The sequence below is a fragment of the Pseudomonas sp. GP01-A4 genome, from assembly GCF_058780865.1.
Map to the genome: position 1 here is coordinate 49,052 of NZ_JBYSWF010000010.1, position 16,596 is coordinate 65,647.

The 16,596-nt window shown below is 61.3% G+C and carries 14 protein-coding genes; 9 read left to right on the forward strand and 5 right to left on the reverse strand.

Annotated elements, in window-relative coordinates; genetic code table 11:
- Positions 1-15 precede the first annotated feature (15 nt).
- Together AC3WKX_RS08980 and AC3WKX_RS08985 are read left to right on the forward strand one after the other, a co-directional pair.
- Entirely contained in the window at positions 16-1,200 is a 1,185-nt protein-coding gene (locus AC3WKX_RS08980) for a thiolase family protein (RefSeq protein WP_003216747.1), read from the forward strand.
- A gap of 187 nt (positions 1,201-1,387) precedes the next feature.
- Entirely contained in the window at positions 1,388-2,344 is a 957-nt protein-coding gene (locus AC3WKX_RS08985) for a DMT family transporter (protein WP_003216745.1), read from the forward strand.
- On the opposite strand, the gene AC3WKX_RS08990 is transcribed toward AC3WKX_RS08985, so the two are convergent.
- The gene (locus AC3WKX_RS08990) at positions 2,341-3,729 is read right to left on the reverse strand and encodes a class II fumarate hydratase (protein WP_003216744.1); all 1,389 of its coding nucleotides are present in this window, start codon (positions 3,727-3,729) and stop codon (positions 2,341-2,343) included. The two genes, AC3WKX_RS08985 and AC3WKX_RS08990, sit on opposite strands and share 4 nt — an antisense overlap.
- 193 nt (positions 3,730-3,922) lie before the next feature.
- Here AC3WKX_RS08990 and AC3WKX_RS08995 point away from each other — a divergent pair, with 193 nt between their 5' ends.
- From AC3WKX_RS08995 to AC3WKX_RS09025, 7 genes are all read left to right on the forward strand, one after another.
- Positions 3,923-4,441 (forward strand): DUF2059 domain-containing protein, encoded by a 519-nt coding sequence (locus AC3WKX_RS08995; RefSeq protein ID WP_003216742.1) that lies wholly within the window; start codon positions 3,923-3,925, stop codon positions 4,439-4,441.
- 6 nt (positions 4,442-4,447) lie between these two features.
- Positions 4,448-4,741, forward strand: a complete 294-nt coding sequence (locus tag AC3WKX_RS09000) for a BolA family protein (protein ID WP_003216739.1) — start codon at positions 4,448-4,450, stop codon at positions 4,739-4,741.
- Between the two features lie 274 nt (positions 4,742-5,015).
- Positions 5,016-5,960: an oxygen-dependent tRNA uridine(34) hydroxylase TrhO gene (gene trhO, locus AC3WKX_RS09005; RefSeq protein WP_003216738.1), complete on the forward strand. Its 945-nt coding sequence runs from the start codon at positions 5,016-5,018 to the stop codon at positions 5,958-5,960.
- 3 nt (positions 5,961-5,963) lie between these two features.
- A complete protein-coding gene (locus AC3WKX_RS09010; protein WP_008433236.1) occupies positions 5,964-6,599 on the forward strand; it encodes a DsbA family protein in 636 nt (211 codons plus the stop codon).
- Positions 6,592-8,412: an ABC transporter ATP-binding protein gene (locus AC3WKX_RS09015; RefSeq protein WP_003216734.1), complete on the forward strand. Its 1,821-nt coding sequence runs from the start codon at positions 6,592-6,594 to the stop codon at positions 8,410-8,412. Before AC3WKX_RS09010 ends, AC3WKX_RS09015 begins: the two co-directional genes overlap by 8 nt.
- A 75-nt stretch (positions 8,413-8,487) precedes the next feature.
- Positions 8,488-10,950 carry an EAL domain-containing protein gene (locus AC3WKX_RS09020; protein ID WP_102605274.1) on the forward strand — a complete coding sequence of 821 codons (2,463 nt, stop codon included), beginning with the start codon at positions 8,488-8,490 and terminating at the stop codon, positions 10,948-10,950.
- Positions 10,951-11,029: 79 nt separating this feature from the next.
- Positions 11,030-11,791 carry an iron-containing redox enzyme family protein gene (locus AC3WKX_RS09025; protein WP_218166164.1) on the forward strand — a complete coding sequence of 254 codons (762 nt, stop codon included), beginning with the start codon at positions 11,030-11,032 and terminating at the stop codon, positions 11,789-11,791.
- A 21-nt stretch (positions 11,792-11,812) separates the two neighbouring features.
- Here the strand turns inward: AC3WKX_RS09025 and AC3WKX_RS09030 are convergent, their stop codons facing one another.
- From AC3WKX_RS09030 to AC3WKX_RS09045, 4 genes are all read right to left on the reverse strand, one after another.
- Positions 11,813-12,739, reverse strand: coding sequence for a GGDEF domain-containing protein (locus tag AC3WKX_RS09030; protein WP_102605273.1), 927 nt, complete (start codon positions 12,737-12,739; stop codon positions 11,813-11,815).
- 168 nt (positions 12,740-12,907) lie between these two features.
- Positions 12,908-14,182, reverse strand: coding sequence for an MFS transporter (locus AC3WKX_RS09035; RefSeq protein ID WP_003216727.1), 1,275 nt, complete (start codon positions 14,180-14,182; stop codon positions 12,908-12,910).
- Between the two features lie 187 nt (positions 14,183-14,369).
- The gene (locus AC3WKX_RS09040; protein ID WP_102605272.1) at positions 14,370-15,524 is read right to left on the reverse strand and encodes an acyl-CoA dehydrogenase family protein; all 1,155 of its coding nucleotides are present in this window, start codon (positions 15,522-15,524) and stop codon (positions 14,370-14,372) included.
- A 69-nt stretch (positions 15,525-15,593) separates the two neighbouring features.
- On the reverse strand, positions 15,594-16,451 hold the full coding sequence (locus AC3WKX_RS09045) for an IclR family transcriptional regulator (RefSeq protein ID WP_008433245.1): 858 nt from the start codon (positions 16,449-16,451) through the stop codon (positions 15,594-15,596).
- Between the last annotated feature and the right edge of the window lie 145 nt (positions 16,452-16,596).

Consider the following 16,596-nt stretch of genomic DNA (forward strand, 5'->3'; position numbering starts at 1 on the left):
CAATTGAGGTAGCCCATGCGTGAAGTAGTGATCGTCGACAGCGTGCGAACCGGCCTGGCCAAGTCCTTTCGCGGCAAGTTCAACCAGACCCGTCCCGATGACATGGCTGCCCATTGCGTGAACGCGTTGCTGACCCGCAACGGCATCGACCCGGCCACGGTCGAGGACTGCATCGTCGGCGCCGGTTCCAACGAAGGTGCCCAGGGCTACAACATCGGCCGCAATGTGGCGGTGTTGTCGCAACTGGGTACCGGTACGGCGGGCATGACCCTCAACCGTTTCTGTTCCTCGGGGTTGCAGGCGATTGCGATCGCCGCCAACCAGATTGCTTCCGGTTGCAGCGAGATCATTGTCGCCGGTGGGGTCGAGTCCATCAGCCTGACCATGAAGAGCGTCAACACCGATAACCTGATCAATCCGTTGCTCAAGGAGCAGGTGCCGGGCATTTACTTTCCCATGGGGCAGACGGCGGAAATCGTTGCGCGGCGGTATCACGTCAGTCGTGAAGAGCAGGATCTGTATGCGCTGCAAAGCCAGCAGCGTACGGCTCAGGCCCAGGCTGACGGGTTGTTCGATGATGAAATCGTGCCGATGGCGGTGAAGTACAAGGTTGAGGACAAGAACACTGGCGCGGTGCAGGTGTTGGAGGGGGTGGTGGATCGGGATGATTGCAATCGTCCGGATACGACGTTGGCCAGTCTTGCGGGATTGAAGCCGGTGTTTGCGGAGGATGGGTCGGTGACGGCGGGGAATTCGTCGCAGTTGTCTGATGGGGCTTCCATGACACTGGTGATGAGCCTGGAAAAAGCGCTGGAACTGGGGCTTAAGCCCAAGGCGTTTTTTCGCGGGTTTACGGTGGCGGGGTGTGAGCCGGATGAGATGGGGATCGGGCCGGTGTTTTCGGTGCCCAAGTTGCTCAAGGCCCGTGGGCTGGCAGTGGCGGATATTGATTTGTGGGAGTTGAATGAGGCGTTTGCCTCGCAGTGCCTTTATGCGCGTAATCGGCTGGAAATTGATAACGCCAAGTACAACGTCAACGGTGGGTCGATTTCCATCGGGCATCCGTTTGGGATGACGGGGTCGCGGCAGGTGGGGCATCTGGTGCGTGAGTTGCAGCGGCGCAAGTTGCGTTACGGCATTGTCACTATGTGTGTGGGCGGCGGCATGGGGGCCACCGGCTTGTTCGAAGCCGTACGCTGACTCAGTGTGGGAGTGGCGGTGCGACGATTCGACTTGCTCGCGAATGCGGCGGGGCAGTCGATGAAAATGTTGGCTGATAGACCGCCTTCGCGAGCAAGCCCGCTCCCACATTTGATCAGCACCGTATCCCAATCCGTTCACATCCCCCTAGAATGCACCTCCTCCACCTCAGGCATTCGGGGCACTCATGCACATCTCATCGGGCCGTTGGGTCTACGGTTTATCCCTGGCCCTGCTGACCGCGCTGCTCTGGGGCATTCTGCCGATCAAACTCAAACAGGTCTTGCAGGTGATGGACCCCGTCACCGTCACCTGGTTTCGCCTGGTCGTCTCCGGCAGTTGTCTGTTTATCTATCTCGCCGCCGTAAGGCGCCTGCCCAGCTGGCGTTCCCTCGGACCAAAAGGTGGCTGGCTGGTAGCGATCGCCGTGTGCGGCCTGATGGGCAACTACGTGCTCTACCTGGTCGGCCTCAAACTGCTGAGCCCCGGCACCGCGCAACTGGTGGTACAGGTGGGCCCGATCTTCCTGATGATCGCCAGCGTCTTCGTGTTCAAGGAACGCTTCAGCCTCGGGCAGGGCATGGGCCTACTGGTGCTGATCATCGGCTTCGGCCTGTTCTTCAACCAGCGCCTGACCGAGTTGTTGACCTCCCTGGGAAGCTACACCGCCGGGGTGCTGACGATTCTCCTGGCCACCACCATCTGGACCTTCTACGCCCTGGGCCAGAAGCAGTTGCTGACGGTATGGAATTCGTTGCAGGTGATGATGGTGATCTACCTGTCCTGCGCGCTCTTGCTGACGCCATGGGCGCACCCGATGGAAGCGCTGCAACTGAGCCCGCTGCAAGGCTGGCTGCTGCTGGCCTGCTGTTTCAATACGCTGATTGCCTACGGCGCATTCGCCGAAGCCCTGGCCCACTGGGAAGCCTCGCGGGTCAGCGCCACCCTGGCGCTGACGCCATTGGTGACTTTCGTCGCGGTGGCGCTGGCCGCCTGGATGTGGCCCGAGTATGTGCACGCCGAAGACATCAATGCCCTCGGCTACGGCGGTGCCGTGTTGGTGGTGCTGGGGTCTGCGACCGTGGCGTTGGCGCCGTCGCTGTTCGCCGGGCTCAGGGCCCGGCGTGCACGATTGGCGTCTTAATGACCAGCTTCCAGCATGTTTTCCGGACGCACCCACTGGTCGAACTCTTCGTCCGTGAGATAGCCCAGCTTCAGCGCTGCTTCCCGTAGGGTCAGCCCTTCGGCATAGGCCTTCTTGGCAATCTCGGCGGACTTGTCGTAGCCGATGTGCGGGTTCAGCGCAGTCACCAGCATCAGGCCACGCTCAAGGTGCGCGGCCATTTGCTCGGCGTCGGGTTCCAGGCCGGCGATGCAGTGCTCCTGGAAGTTGCTGCAACCGTCGGCCAGCAGGCGGATCGATTCCAGCAGGTTGTGGATGATCACCGGCTTGTACACGTTCAACTGCAAGTGGCCCTGGCTGGCGGCGAAGCCAATGGTCACGTCATTGCCCAGCACCTGGCAAGCCAGCATCGACAGCGCTTCGCACTGGGTCGGGTTGACCTTGCCGGGCATGATCGAGCTGCCCGGTTCATTCGCCGGCAACTTGACTTCCGCCAGCCCGGCACGCGGGCCGGAGCCCAGCAGGCGCAGGTCGTTGGCGATTTTCATCAGGGCCACGGCCAGGGTCTTCAAGGCGCCGTGCAGGGTGGTCAATGGCTCATGGCCCGACAGCGCGGCGAATTTGTTCGGTGCGGTGACAAACGGCAGGCCCGACAGCGCGGCCAATTCCGAGGCAATCGCCTCGCCAAAACCGTGGGGTGAATTGAGCCCGGTGCCGACGGCAGTACCACCCTGGGCCAGTTCACACACGGCGGGCAGGGCGCTGCGGATCGCGCGTTCGGCGTAGTCGAGTTGCGCTATAAAGGCCGAGACTTCCTGGCCGAAGGTGATGGGCGTCGCATCCATCATGTGGGTGCGGCCGGTTTTCACCAGCTTCATGTGGCGCGCCGACAACTCTGCCAAACCACCAGACAGTTCACGGATCGCCGGCAACAGCTTCTCGGTGACCGCCTGCACGGCGGCGATGCTCATGGCGGTGGGGAAGCAGTCGTTGGAGCTCTGGGAACGGTTGACGTGGTCGTTGGGATGCACCGGGCTCTTGCCGCCACGGGGCTTGCCCGCCAGCTCGTTGGCACGGCCGGCGATCACTTCGTTGGCGTTCATGTTGCTCTGGGTGCCGCTGCCGGTCTGCCACACCACCAGGGGAAACTGGTCGTCGTGTTCGCCGGCGAGCACTTCGTCGGCGGCCTGTTCGATCAACCGGGCAATGTCGGCGGGCAGGTCGCCATTGCGGTCGTTGACCCGGGCCGCAGCCTTCTTGATCAGGGCCAGGGCGTGCAACACAGCCAGGGGCATGCGCTGGTCGCCGATGGCGAAGTTCACCAGCGAGCGTTGGGTCTGCGCGCCCCAGTAAGCGTCATCCGGGACTTGCACTTCTCCCAGGCTGTCGGTTTCGATACGGCTCATCGGGCACACTCCTTCAGGTTCGTTTGCGCAGTTTAGGCCCTGATCGTCCGGTGGGGTTCCCTTAAAAGACTTTTCATCGGATTAAGCCCCGCAAAACCAGGCCCCACAAGGCGTGGGGTTGAGCCGCGGCGTTTTTTAGGCGCAGAATGGGCGCCCTTGGGGTCTTACCTCGCCTGCTAGAAAAGGAAACTCGATGACTCGTCTTCGTGCCATCTGTACCGCGGTTGCTCTGGTATGTGCCAGCGGCCAGGTTTTTGCCGATACCGCCAGCCACAACGCCAGTGCCGAAGCCTTCCTTACCCTGGCCCATGCCGACAAGCTGGGTACCCCGGTGTACATGCAAGTGCAACAAATGTTCGCCCAGCGTTTCGAGCAGACCAAGGCGCCTGCTTCCAAGCAAACCGTCCTGGACACCTACCAGGCCAAGGCCAACACCGCCCTGGACCAGGCCATCGGCTGGAACAAGCTCAAGCCGGACATGATCAAGCTCTACACCGACAACTTCAGCGAATCCGAGCTCAAGGACCTGGTTGCGTTCTACCAGTCGCCACTGGGCAAGAAAGTCCTGGAGAAAATGCCCCAGCTGACCCAGCAATCGGCCCAGATGACCCAGGCCAAGCTGGAAAGCGCGGTACCTGTGGTGAACAAGCTGCTGGAAGACATGACCAACGAGCTGACGCCAAAAGCCCCGGCCCCGGCCAAGAAGAAGTAAACAGGAATGACCATGCAACAGCGTATCGAATCGGCACTCGTCGCCCTGAGCCCGGAACACTTGAGCGTGCTGGATGAAAGCCATATGCACAGCCGTGGGTTGCAGACCCACTTCAAGGCCGTGCTGGTCAGCCAGCAGTTCGAGGGCCTCAACCGCGTCAAGCGCCACCAGAAGGTCTATGCCACGTTGGGTGACCTGATGAGCGAATTCCATGCGTTGGCGCTGCATACCTACACGCCTGAAGAATGGGCGAAAATCGACGCAGCCCCGGCCTCGCCGACCTGCGCCGGCGGTCACTGACACTGTGGCACATCAGCTTGATGTGGCGAGGGAGCTTGCTCCCGCTGGGCTGCGCAGCAGCCCTTCTGCCAATCACCGCGATCTTTCTGAAAGGTTGCAACTGCCTGGTTGGGGCCGCTCCGCAGCCCAGCGGGAGCAAGCTCCCTCGCCACAGTAAGAGGCGGTCCATAATCGTCGCCATTTTTGTTAGAATCCGCAACGCGCCGCTCAGTCGGCGCGTTTTTTTTGCATCCGGTTCACCCTTTACGAGGGTAGCCACCTGGAGAGAACACCCATGACTCAACCGATTGTCGTGGCGGCACTGTATAAGTTCGTCACCCTCGAAGATTACGTCGCCCTGCGCGAGCCACTGCTGCAGGCGATGGTCGACAACGGCATCAAAGGCACCTTGCTGATCGCCGAAGAAGGCATCAACGGCACCGTTTCCGGCAGCCGCGAAGGCATTGATGGCTTGATGGCCTGGCTCAAGAACGACCCGCGCATGGACGACATCGACCATAAAGAGTCGTACTGCGACGAGCAGCCGTTCTACCGCACCAAGGTCAAGCTCAAGAAAGAAATCGTGACCCTGGGCGTCGAAGGCGTCGACCCGAACAAGAAAGTCGGCACCTACGTCGAGCCGCAGGACTGGAATGCGCTGATCAGCGACCCTGAAGTGCTGCTGATCGATACCCGCAACGACTACGAAGTGTCCATCGGCACCTTTGAAGGCGCGATCGACCCGAAGACCACCAGCTTCCGCGAATTTCCCGACTACATCAAAGCCAACTTCGACCCGGCCAAACACAAGAAAGTCGCCATGTTCTGCACCGGCGGCATTCGTTGCGAAAAGGCCTCGAGCTATATGCTCAGCGAGGGTTTCGACGAGGTGTATCACCTCAAGGGCGGCATCCTGAAGTACCTCGAAGAGGTGCCGCAGGAAGAAACCAAGTGGCAGGGCGACTGCTTTGTGTTCGACAATCGCGTGACCGTGCGCCACGACTTGAGCGAAGGCGACTACGATCAATGTCATGCCTGCCGCACACCGGTCAGCGTCGAGGACCGTGCATCCGAACACTATGTAGCTGGCATCAGTTGCCCGCATTGCTGGGATAAGCTTTCAGAGAAGACCCGTCGCAGCGCGATCGACCGGCAAAAGCAGATTGAACTGGCCAAGGCCCGCAATATGCCGCACCCGATTGGCTACAACTACAAGCAATCCCCATCCTCCGAGGCCTGAGCCATGTCCGCACGCCTGCTCTATGTAATGGATCCGATGTGCTCCTGGTGCTGGGGTTTCGCCCCGGTGGCCAAGGCGCTGGTTGAGCAGGCCCAGGCCGCAGGCGTGGAGCTGCACCTGGTGGTGGGCGGCTTGCGCACCGGCAGTGGCGCGGCGCTGGAGCCGACGACCCGGCGCTATATTCTTGAGCATTGGCAGGCCGTGACCGACGCCACCGGCCAGCCGTTCAAGCGTGAAGGTGCACTGCCTGATGGTTTTGTCTACGACACCGAGCCGGCTTGCCGCGCCGTGGTCACTGCCCGCAGCCTGGCGCCGGATTGCGCCTGGAAACTGCTGGGCCTGATCCAGCAGGCGTTCTACGTCGAAGGGCGCGACGTGACCCGCGCCGACGTATTGGTGGAACTGGCCGAGACCGCCGGCGTGCCGCGTATCGAGTTCGCCGAAGCTTTCGACCGCGCCGACCAGCACGCGGCCACCGCGGCGGATTTCACCTGGGTCCAGGACCTGGGCATCGCCGGTTTCCCGACCTTGCTGGCGGAGCGTAATGGGCAACTGGCGCTGCTGACCAACGGCTATCAGCCGCTGTCCGAATTGGCGCCGCTGCTGAGCCGCTGGCTGGAGCGAGCTGCCTGTGCATGATCAGCCCGATCCCGTTGAGCAACCCAAGCGTGTCGACCGGCTGACCTGGGCGGAAGTCCGCCGCCTGGCGCTGCATCACAAGAAATCCCTGTGGATCGCCAATGGCGTCGCCGTGCTGGCAACCTTGTGCAGCGTGCCGATTCCATTGCTGCTGCCGTTGCTGGTGGACGAAGTGCTGTTGGGCCATGGCGATGCGGCACTGAAGGTGATGAACCACGCATTGCCCCTGGGTTGGCAGAAGGCCGCCGGCTATATCGGCCTGATGCTGCTGGTGACCTTGCTGCTGCGTTGCGGCGCCCTGGTGTTCAACGTGCTGCAGGCGCGGTTGTTTGCGCGACTGGCCAAGGACATCGTCTATCGCATTCGCGTGCGGCTGATCGAGCGCCTCAAACGCATTTCCCTCAGCGAATACGAAAGCCTGGGCAGCGGCACGGTGACTACGCACCTGGTCACCGACCTGGACACGGTGGACAAATTCGTCGGTGAAACCCTCAGCCGGTTCCTGGTGGCGATGCTCACCCTGGTAGGCACCTCCGGGATCCTGATGTGGATGCACTGGAAGCTGGCACTGTTGATCCTGCTGTTCAACCCGCTGGTGATCTACGCCACGGTGCAGTTGGGCAAGCGGGTCAAGCACCTGAAGAAGCTGGAAAACGACAGCACATCGCGTTTCACCCAGGCGCTCACCGAAACCCTCGATGCGATCCAGGAAGTGCGTGCCGGCAATCGCCAGGGCTTTTTCCTCGGTCGCCTGGGCCAGCGGGCCCAGGAAGTGCGGGATTTTGCGGTCAATTCCCAGTGGAAAAGCGATGCCTCCAGCCGCGCCAGTGGCTTGCTGTTCCAGTTCGGTATCGACATCTTCCGTGCGGCGGCGATGCTGACGGTGCTGTTTTCCGACCTGTCCATCGGCCAGATGCTCGCGGTGTTCAGTTACCTGTGGTTCATGATCAGCCCGGTGGAACAGTTGCTGAACCTGCAATACGCCTACTACGCGGCGGGGGGGGCGCTGACGCGGATCAACGAACTGCTGGCCCGCGCCGATGAACCGCAATACGCGGGCGGTGCCGATCCGTTTACCGGACGCGAGACCGTCGGCATCGAAGTGCGCGGCCTGAATTTCGGCTACGGCGAGGAACTGGTGCTGGACCAGTTGAACCTGAACATCGCCCCGGGTGAAAAAGTCGCGATTGTCGGCGCCAGCGGCGGCGGCAAAAGTACCCTGGTGCAACTGTTGCTGGGGCTGTATACGCCGCAGGCCGGCAGCATTCGCTTCGGTGGTTCGACCCAGCAGGAAATCGGCCTGGAGACGATTCGCGAGAATGTCTCCGTGGTGCTGCAGCACCCGGCACTGTTCAATGATACGGTGCGCGCCAACCTGACCATGGGCCGCGAGCGCAGCGACCAGGCCTGTTGGCAGGCGCTGGAAATTGCCCAGCTGGATGCGACCGTCAAGGCGCTGCCGCTGGGCCTGGACAGCGTGGTCGGACGCTCCGGCGTGCGCTTTTCCGGTGGGCAGCGTCAACGCCTGGCCATTGCCCGGATGGTGCTGGCGGAGCCGAAAGTGGTAATACTCGACGAGGCCACCTCGGCCCTGGATGCGGCAACCGAATACAACCTGCACCAGGCGCTGGCGCGGTTTCTCAGTGGCCGTACCACCTTGATCATCGCCCACAGGCTGTCGGCGGTGAAACAGGCGGATCGGGTATTGGTGTTCGATGGCGGCCATATTGCCGAAGATGGCGACCATCAGCAGTTGATTGCTGATGGTGGCTTGTACGCCAAACTTTACGGACACTTGCAACAAGTGCGGTGATTTAGCCTACGCTGAGCTATCAGGAGCGGTTTTCACTCGCGTGCGTATTTTAGTTGTGCATGTGCAAGGGACCTCATGAAGCAAAAGCAGACTCTCGGAACCCCTCGGTTATTGGGCATTGTGTGGCCTTTTATCGCCGTCGTGCTGTTCCAGGCATTGTTAGGCTGCGTCAGTCTCTACGTACTCTCGGCGGTGCGCGGTTATGTGGCGGGCGAAAGCCTGTGGTCCAAGGGCCAGAAAGACGCGATCTTTTACCTGACGCTCTACGCCGACAGCCGCGACGAAGCCACCTTCCTCAAATACCAGAACGCGATTGCCGTACCCCAGGGCGGGCATGAGCTGCGGCTGGCCCTGGACCGCCCGACGCCGGACCTGCCTGCCGCGCGCCAGGGCATCCTCAAGGGCGGTAACCACCCTGACGACGTTTCCAGCCTGATCTGGCTGTACCTCAACTTCCGCCATTTCAGTTACCTGGAAAAAGCCATCGAACTGTGGACGGTGGGCGATGGCTACCTGGTGCAACTGGACGACCTGGCCCAGGAGATGCACCGAGCGATCATGGCCAATCAGGTCAGCAGCAGCGACGTACACCGCTGGAAGCAGCGGATCTTCGCCATCAACGACGGGGTGACGCCGGCCGCGAAAGCCTTCAGCGATGCCCTGGGTGAAGGCTCGCGGATGATTCTGCGCCTGCTGCTGGTGACCAACCTGGCCACGGCACTGGGCTTGATCGTGCTGGCGCTGTTGCGCACCCACAAGCTGCTGGCCCAGCGGCATGCGTTTGCCGACGCGCTCCAGTTGGAGAAGGAGCGGGCGCAGATCACCCTGGAGTCGATTGGCGACGGAGTGATCACCACCGATGTCGACGGCGCCATTGCGTATATGAACCCGGCCGCCGAAGCCCTGACCCATTGGAAAGCCGCCCAGGCCCAGGGGCTGCCGCTGGCGGCGCTGTTCAACCTGCTGGACGAAAATGCCCAGGCCGACGGCTTTACCCTGATCGAACATATATTGGGTGGCCAGCTCGGTGGGGGCAGCGAGCACTCCAAGCTGATCCAGCGCCTGGACGGCACCACCGTGTCCGTCACCCTGGTGGGCGCGCCGATCCGCAGTGCCGGCAAAGTCGTCGGCGCGGTGCTGGTGTTGCACGACATGACACAGGAACGCCAGTACATCGCCAACCTGTCCTGGCAGGCCACCCACGACGCCTTGACCGGCCTGGCCAACCGCCGCGAGTTCGAGTTCCGCCTGGAGCAGGTGCTGCACAACGTCGGGCGCCAGCAAACCGGGCGCCATGCCTTGATGTTCCTCGACCTGGACCAGTTCAAGCTGGTCAACGACACCTGCGGGCATGCCGCGGGGGATGAACTGTTGCGGCATATCTGCGCGCTCTTGCAGTCCGACCTGCGTGAAGGTGACACCCTGGCCCGGCTGGGCGGCGACGAGTTCGGCATCCTGCTGGAGAACTGCCCGGCGCCGGTGGCGGAAAAAATCGCCGAAAGCCTGCGCCACACCGTGCAGAGCCTGCACTTTGTGTGGAAAGGCAGGCCGTTTGTCACCACCGTGAGCATTGGCCTGGTGCACATCACGCACGCCCCGACCACCCTGGAGACTTCCCTGCGAGCCGCCGACATGGCGTGCTACATGGCCAAGGAAAAGGGCCGCAACCGGGTGCAGGTGTATCACGCCGATGACTCGGAATTGTCCCTGCGCTTTGGCGAGATGGCCTGGGTGCAGCGCCTGCACATGGCGCTGGAAGAGAACCGTTTTTGCCTGTACGCCCAGGAAATCGCGCCCCTTGGGCACACCGAACAGGGGGATGGGCATATAGAAATCCTGCTGCGCCTGCATGACGAGGCGGGGCGGATCATCCTGCCGGACAGTTTTATCCCGGCCGCCGAGCGTTACGGCTTGATGACTTCCCTGGACCGTTGGGTGGTGGAAAACGTGTTCAAGATCATCGCGGGCTGCATGCGTGAGCGCCCGGGCCGGCCCATGGCCATGTGCGCGATCAATCTGTCAGGCACTACCATCGGCGATGAGGACTTTCTTGGGTTCCTGCGTGAGCAATTCATTGCCTATGGCATTCCACCGGAAATGATTTGTTTTGAAATTACAGAAACCAGCGCTATAGCGAATTTGGGTAGTGCGATTCGTTTTATCAACGAGCTCAAAGAGTTAGGGTGCCATTTCTCCCTGGATGACTTCTGCGCCGGGATGTCCTCGTTCGCATATCTTAAACATTTACCTGTAGACTTCTTGAAGATCGATGGAAGTTTCGTAAAGGATATGCTGGACGACCCGATTAACCGCGCTATGGTCGAAGTGATCAATCACATCGGTCATGTCATGGGTAAGCGCACAATTGCCGAATTTGTCGAGACACCCCAGATCGAACAAGCCTTGCTTGAGATCGGGGTCGACTACGCTCAGGGATACCTGATCGAGCGACCGCAGTTGTTTACCTTTGATAGTTTGCAGTGTCGACCTGTGCGACCGCAGCCTCTGTTATTCAAGGCGCCTGGCACGTTCCGATGAAACATTTGCTGGTCTGTACATATCACAAATCAAAAGGAGCCCGACAGTGATCGACACATTCAACAGAACCGGCCCGCTTATGGAAGCCTCAAGTTACCCCGCCTGGGCGCAACAGCTGATCCAGGACTGTAGCGAGAGCAAGCGTCGCGTTGTCGAACACGAACTGTACCAGCGCATGCGCGATAACAAGCTCAGCGCCAAGACCATGCGCCACTACCTGATTGGTGGCTGGCCGGTGGTTGAACAGTTTGCGTTGTACATGGCACAGAACCTCACCAAGACCAAATTTGCCCGCCATCCTGGGGAGGACATGGCGCGCCGCTGGCTGATGCGCAATATTCGCGTGGAACTCAACCACGCCGATTATTGGGTGCATTGGGCCCGCGCCCATGGTGTCAGCCTGGAAGAATTGCAGGCACAGGAAGTGCCGCCGGAGCTGCATGCACTGAGCCACTGGTGCTGGCACACCAGCTCGGCCGATTCGCTGATTGTCGCGATTGCCGCCACCAACTACGCCATCGAGGGGGCCACTGGGGAGTGGTCCGCCGTGGTGTGTTCCACCGGCGTCTATGCTGCGGCTTTCCCTGAGGAAGACCGCAAGCGCGCGATGAAGTGGCTGAAGATGCATGCCCAGTACGATGACGCACATCCCTGGGAAGCCCTGGAAATCATCTGCACCCTGGCCGGCATGAACCCGACCAAGGAACTGCAGGTAGAGCTGCGCCAGGCGGTCTGCAAGAGCTACGACTACATGTACCTGTTCCTGGAACGTTGCATGCAGCTGGAAAAGTCGGTGGCCGCCCCCCGCAAACAACCCGCCCTGGTTGCCAGCGAGGCGTAAACGGGGTGATGGCGGGGTAAATTACCCCGCCATTGCCAGCCGATTGCGGCCTTCACGCTTGGCCACATACAAGGCACTGTCCGCCCGGCGCAACAGGCTCTCGGCGGACTCTCCCGCCAGCAAGGTCGAGCAGCCCAGGCTCACCGTCAATTCGATCCGCTCATCATCCGCCCAATAATCCTGGGCCTGTGCCGCCTGGCGCAGGCGCTCGCCGACCATCGATGCCGCGTCCCGGCCGGTGTTGGACAGCAGGATCAGAAACTCTTCCCCGCCAAACCGGAACACCATGTCCACATTGCGCAGCTGGCTCTTGATCGAGGCGGCGACGGCCTTGAGCACCTTGTCGCCCGTGGCATGGCCGTGGCTGTCGTTGATGTGCTTGAAGTGGTCGATGTCCAGCATCAGCAAGGACAGCGGTTGCAGGTGCCGGCGAGCCATGTCGATTTCCCGTTGCAGGGTCTGGTCCATGGCGATGCGGTTACCGGTTTCGGTCAGTGGGTCGCGCAGGGCACTGCGAGTCGCCGCACGGTAGAGCAGGGCATTGCGCATCGGGTAGAGCAAGGTGGCCAGCAGCGATTCCAGGTTGGCCAGTTCGTCTTCGAGAAAGCGTTGGTTGCGCCGAAACACCAGTTCGCCAAGGTGCTCGCCTTCATGGCTGAGGGCATAGCTCACCGAATGATGGCCGCGGTGACCGTACTCCAGGCGCAGGTCGCTGGCTTCGTGGCGGTATTGCAGGGCGTCCAGCGGCACCAGGCGTTGGATATCGCGGAAGAACAACGCAAGGATATGCTCCGGCTCCAGGCTGGTTTGCAATTGCATGCCCAGTTGCTGGCGAAGTTGCTCAACCGTCGCGGGGCGTCGTGTAAGAAGGGAAGGCTGACCAAAGCCCAGGCGTTGCAATTTGGCGCTGTCGAAGTCAATTGCGTTGGTCTGGGTCGGTGTTTTCATAAACGAATGAGCCTCTAAGCACAAAACTGTCTTACAGGCTGGGTGAGAGCGTCGTACTGTTCCTTCAGTTCCGTAGGACTGACGTACAGTCTAGCCCGGTTTACCTAAGGGTATAACTGCCGCACGTCTTATAGCCGGGGCCGCGTCGCCGCGGGCCCCGGGTTGGGCTTATTGTTTTTGCGGGTCGAACTGCTTGTCGCGGATAAACAGCGCTGGGATCACGCCGCAGATAAAGTACGCGCCGCCCATGACCAGGAATCCCACGCCAATCGAGCCATGGGACGCCAGGAAACCAATGGCTGCCGGTGCCACCGCCGCGCCGATTCGGCCAATGTTGTAGGCGCCGCCCACTGCCGAGCCGCGAAATTTCGCTTCGAAGCTTTCGGTCATGTAGGTCGCATTCACGCCGTAGGGGATGCCGTACAGGAAACCGAACACAATCAGCATCCACAGGATGTTGTCCGGGCTCTGGAACAGCACGATCACCGGCAGGAAAATCGCCGTGCCCAGCGCGCCGACGGCGAACACCAGGCGCCGGCCCAGGCGGTCTGCCGCGAGCCCGGCGAGGATCTTGCCGAAAATCATCGCCGCGTAGGTGCCGACCATGTAGCTGGTCATCGACTTGAAGTTCATCCCCAGCTCGCCTTCCAGGTACGACGGCATCCAGTTGTTCACGCCGTAGTAGCCGAACTGCAGGAAGCCTGCGGTCAGTGCCCAGAGGATAAACATGCGGCTGGCTTTCGGGTCGCTGAAGATCAGCTTGAACATGCCGTCGGGTTTCTTCGCCGACACGCGCTTGATGCCTTCGGCCTTTTCCCGGGCACGTTCGGCCTGGGCCTTGATCCAGGCTTGCGGCTCCGGCACCAGGCGTTGCATCAGTACGGCGAGGATCACCGGGATGATCGCCACGTAGAACAACCAGCGCCAGCCGTGGTTCGGCAGGATCCAGCCGGCGAGCAGGGTGGCGACGATATAGCCCACCGACCAACCGGCCTGCAAGGTGCCGAGCACGGTGGTGCGATAGCGGGTCGGCACGTATTCGGCCATCAGGGTGTTGCACGCGACATACAGCGCGCCGAGGCCCAGGGACGCGAAGAAACGGGTGCTCGCGAACTGCCAATAGCTGTGGGTCATGCCCAGGATCGCCGTGCCGGCGGAGAACAGCACGATGCTCCAGACCACGGTTTTCACCCGGCCAAAACGGTCACAGGCCCAACCGCCGTAAATCCCGCCGATGGCCATCCCGGCCAGGGTGAAGCTGCCCAGGCTGCCGGCTTCGACGCTGGTCAGGCCGAACTCGGCCTTGAGGCTGCTGAGGCTGTAGGACAGCAGCATCAAGTCGGCACCGTCGATCAGCAGGCCGAGGAAGCAGAAGATGAATACGATGATCCACAGTTTGTTTTGCGCGGGCGACAACGCACCCGCCGAAGCGGCGACTTCCATAGCGATACCTTGTTGTAGTTGTTAGGGCACAAGTTATGGGTGTTGCGGTAATGCGGTTGGAACACGGTCAAAATGTGGGAGCGGGCTTGCTCGCGAAAACGGTGTGTCAGTTAATGCATCCGGTGGCTGATGTACCGCATTCGCGAGCAAGCCCGCTCCCACATTGGTCCAGTGTTGTTCCCGGGGTTCAGTGCTTGGCCTCGCGAATCATGTTGCGGGCGATCACCAATTGCTGGATCTGCGTAGTGCCTTCATACAGGCGGAACAAGCGCACATCGCGATAGAACCGCTCGATGGCGTACTCGCTCACATACCCGGCACCGCCGTGAATCTGCACACAACGGTCGGCCACGCGGCCGCACATTTCCGTGGCGAACATTTTCGAGCAGGACGCTTCGGTGCCGATGTTCAGGCCTTCGTCACGCTTGCGCGCGGCGTCCACCACCATGCAGCGGGCGGCGTAGATCTCGGCCTTGCTGTCGGCGAGCATCGCCTGGATCAGCTGGAACTCGGCGATCGGCTGGCCGAACTGCTTGCGCTCCAGGGCGTAGTTCAGGGCATCGTCGAGCATGCGCTCGGCGGCCCCGACGCTGACGGCGGCAATGTGCAGGCGGCCCTTGTCGAGCACCTTCATTGCGGTCTTGAACCCCACGCCTTCGACGCCACCGATCAGTTGGTCGGCCGGTACGCGCACGTTGTCGAATATCACGTCGCAAGTGTGGGCGCCTTTCTGGCCCATCTTGTGGTCGCGCTTGCCCAGGGACAGGCCGGGGGTGTTGCGCTCGACAATGAATGCACTGATGCCGCCCGCGCCCTTGATGTCCGGGTTGGTACGGGCCATCACCGTGTAGATCCCGGCGTGGGGGGCGTTGGTGATAAAGCGCTTGGTGCCGTTGATGACATAGTGGTCACCGTCGCGCACCGCCGTGGTTTTCAGCGAGGCGGCGTCGGAGCCGGAGTCCGGCTCGGTCAGGCAGAACGAACTGAGCAGTTCACCGCTGGCGAGTTTTGGCAGGTAGTGCTGCTTCTGCGCCTCGGTGCCGTCCAGCAGGATGCCGATGGAGCCGATGCCGTTGTTGGTGCCGAAGTAGGAGCGGAATGCCGGCGAGGTGCGGCCCAGTTCAAAGGCCACGTTGACCTCTTCTTCCATGGTCAGCCCGAGGCCGCCGTAGGCTTCAGGCAAGGTCAGGCCAAACAGGCCCAGCTCGCGGAACTGGCTGACGATATCCGCCGGGACGTCATCGGTCTCGGCCAGTTCGTTTTCCCGGGGGATCAGCGCCTCGTTGACGAACTGCTGCAGGGTTTCCAGCAACAGATGAAGCGTTTCGGGGTCTCGGATCATGTGCATTCCTCAGCGGCCCGTTCGGCGGGCCTGTTGTCGTCAATCTGCCGAGGCCTTGCACCGATCTGTCTAGCGGGCGGCGGCCTCGATGTTGTTCACCATGTGCTTGAGACGGGGCCCGATGTCGTCCTCGAGTTTCTCCCGGGAAAGGTGAAAGCTCGGCCCGCCACAGTTGAACGTCAGCAGCCCATGTTGTGCATGCAGCAGCGGTACGGCGATGGCGTTTACATCGCGGTGCCACTCACCGATCGACATGCAGTAGCCGAAATCGGTGTAATCCCGGAAGGCACGTTCCAGACCCTTCCTGATGCCCGGCCAGTCCTCCAGATGACGCTGGCGGATATGGTCGAGGATAAATTCCCGCTCGTTTTCCGGCATCGCTGCCAGGCAGGCGCGGCCTGCGGAACTCAAGTGCAACGGCAACCGTGTGCCGACCTGGCGGCGCATGGTCATGTTGGCTTCACCCTGGACCACGTCCAGGTAAACCATGTCCAGGCGGTCCCGCGTGGCCATCGCCACCGCGGCCTGGGCGTACTTGGCCATCGTCTCCATCAGCGGATGGGCCACGGCCCGCACCGACAGGTTCGACAGCATTGCGTAACCGAATGCCATCACGCCCACATCCAGCTGATACCGGCCTGACTGCGGCAGGTGCTTGAGATAGCCCAAGCGGGTCAGCGTGTGGGTCATCCGCGTAATCGTCGGCTTTGGCAGCCCGGTCTTGCGTGCCAGCTCCTGGTTACCCAGCACGCTTTCGCTGGGGGTGAAGCAGCGCAGCAATTCCAGGCCACGGGCCAGGGCGGTGACGAACTGGCGGTCCTTGTCTTCTTCCTCGTCGGCATTCATCGGATCGATCAGCAAGTGCTCGAAGGCGTGGTTGCCGGCAGGTGTTTCGGGTGTGTTCGGGTCCAGGTTTCGACGGCGCATGTTAGTCCCCCTTTTTTTAGAAAATCAACAAAACAAAATTGTATTCCGCACAGCGAAACTAATCAACTTTGCGTGGCGTTGTCTTTTTGTTTAATAAAACTCGTCTAAACAACGAGTTATAGCCCGATTTATCGGAGGGTCAGGT

Coding starts and splice junctions, on each gene's coding strand:
- AC3WKX_RS08980 (WP_003216747.1), top strand. CDS start 16: ATGCGTGAAGTAGTGATCGTCGACAGCGTGCGAACCGGCCTGGCCAAG.
- AC3WKX_RS08985 (WP_003216745.1), top strand. CDS start 1,388: ATGCACATCTCATCGGGCCGTTGGGTCTACGGTTTATCCCTGGCCCTG.
- AC3WKX_RS08990 (WP_003216744.1), bottom strand. CDS start 3,729: ATGAGCCGTATCGAAACCGACAGCCTGGGAGAAGTGCAAGTCCCGGAT.
- AC3WKX_RS08995 (WP_003216742.1), top strand. CDS start 3,923: ATGACTCGTCTTCGTGCCATCTGTACCGCGGTTGCTCTGGTATGTGCC.
- AC3WKX_RS09000 (WP_003216739.1), top strand. CDS start 4,448: ATGACCATGCAACAGCGTATCGAATCGGCACTCGTCGCCCTGAGCCCG.
- trhO (WP_003216738.1), top strand. CDS start 5,016: ATGACTCAACCGATTGTCGTGGCGGCACTGTATAAGTTCGTCACCCTC.
- AC3WKX_RS09010 (WP_008433236.1), top strand. CDS start 5,964: ATGTCCGCACGCCTGCTCTATGTAATGGATCCGATGTGCTCCTGGTGC.
- AC3WKX_RS09020 (WP_102605274.1), top strand. CDS start 8,488: ATGAAGCAAAAGCAGACTCTCGGAACCCCTCGGTTATTGGGCATTGTG.
- AC3WKX_RS09025 (WP_218166164.1), top strand. CDS start 11,030: ATGGAAGCCTCAAGTTACCCCGCCTGGGCGCAACAGCTGATCCAGGAC.
- AC3WKX_RS09030 (WP_102605273.1), bottom strand. CDS start 12,739: ATGAAAACACCGACCCAGACCAACGCAATTGACTTCGACAGCGCCAAA.
- AC3WKX_RS09035 (WP_003216727.1), bottom strand. CDS start 14,182: ATGGAAGTCGCCGCTTCGGCGGGTGCGTTGTCGCCCGCGCAAAACAAA.
- AC3WKX_RS09040 (WP_102605272.1), bottom strand. CDS start 15,524: ATGATCCGAGACCCCGAAACGCTTCATCTGTTGCTGGAAACCCTGCAG.
- AC3WKX_RS09045 (WP_008433245.1), bottom strand. CDS start 16,451: ATGCGCCGTCGAAACCTGGACCCGAACACACCCGAAACACCTGCCGGC.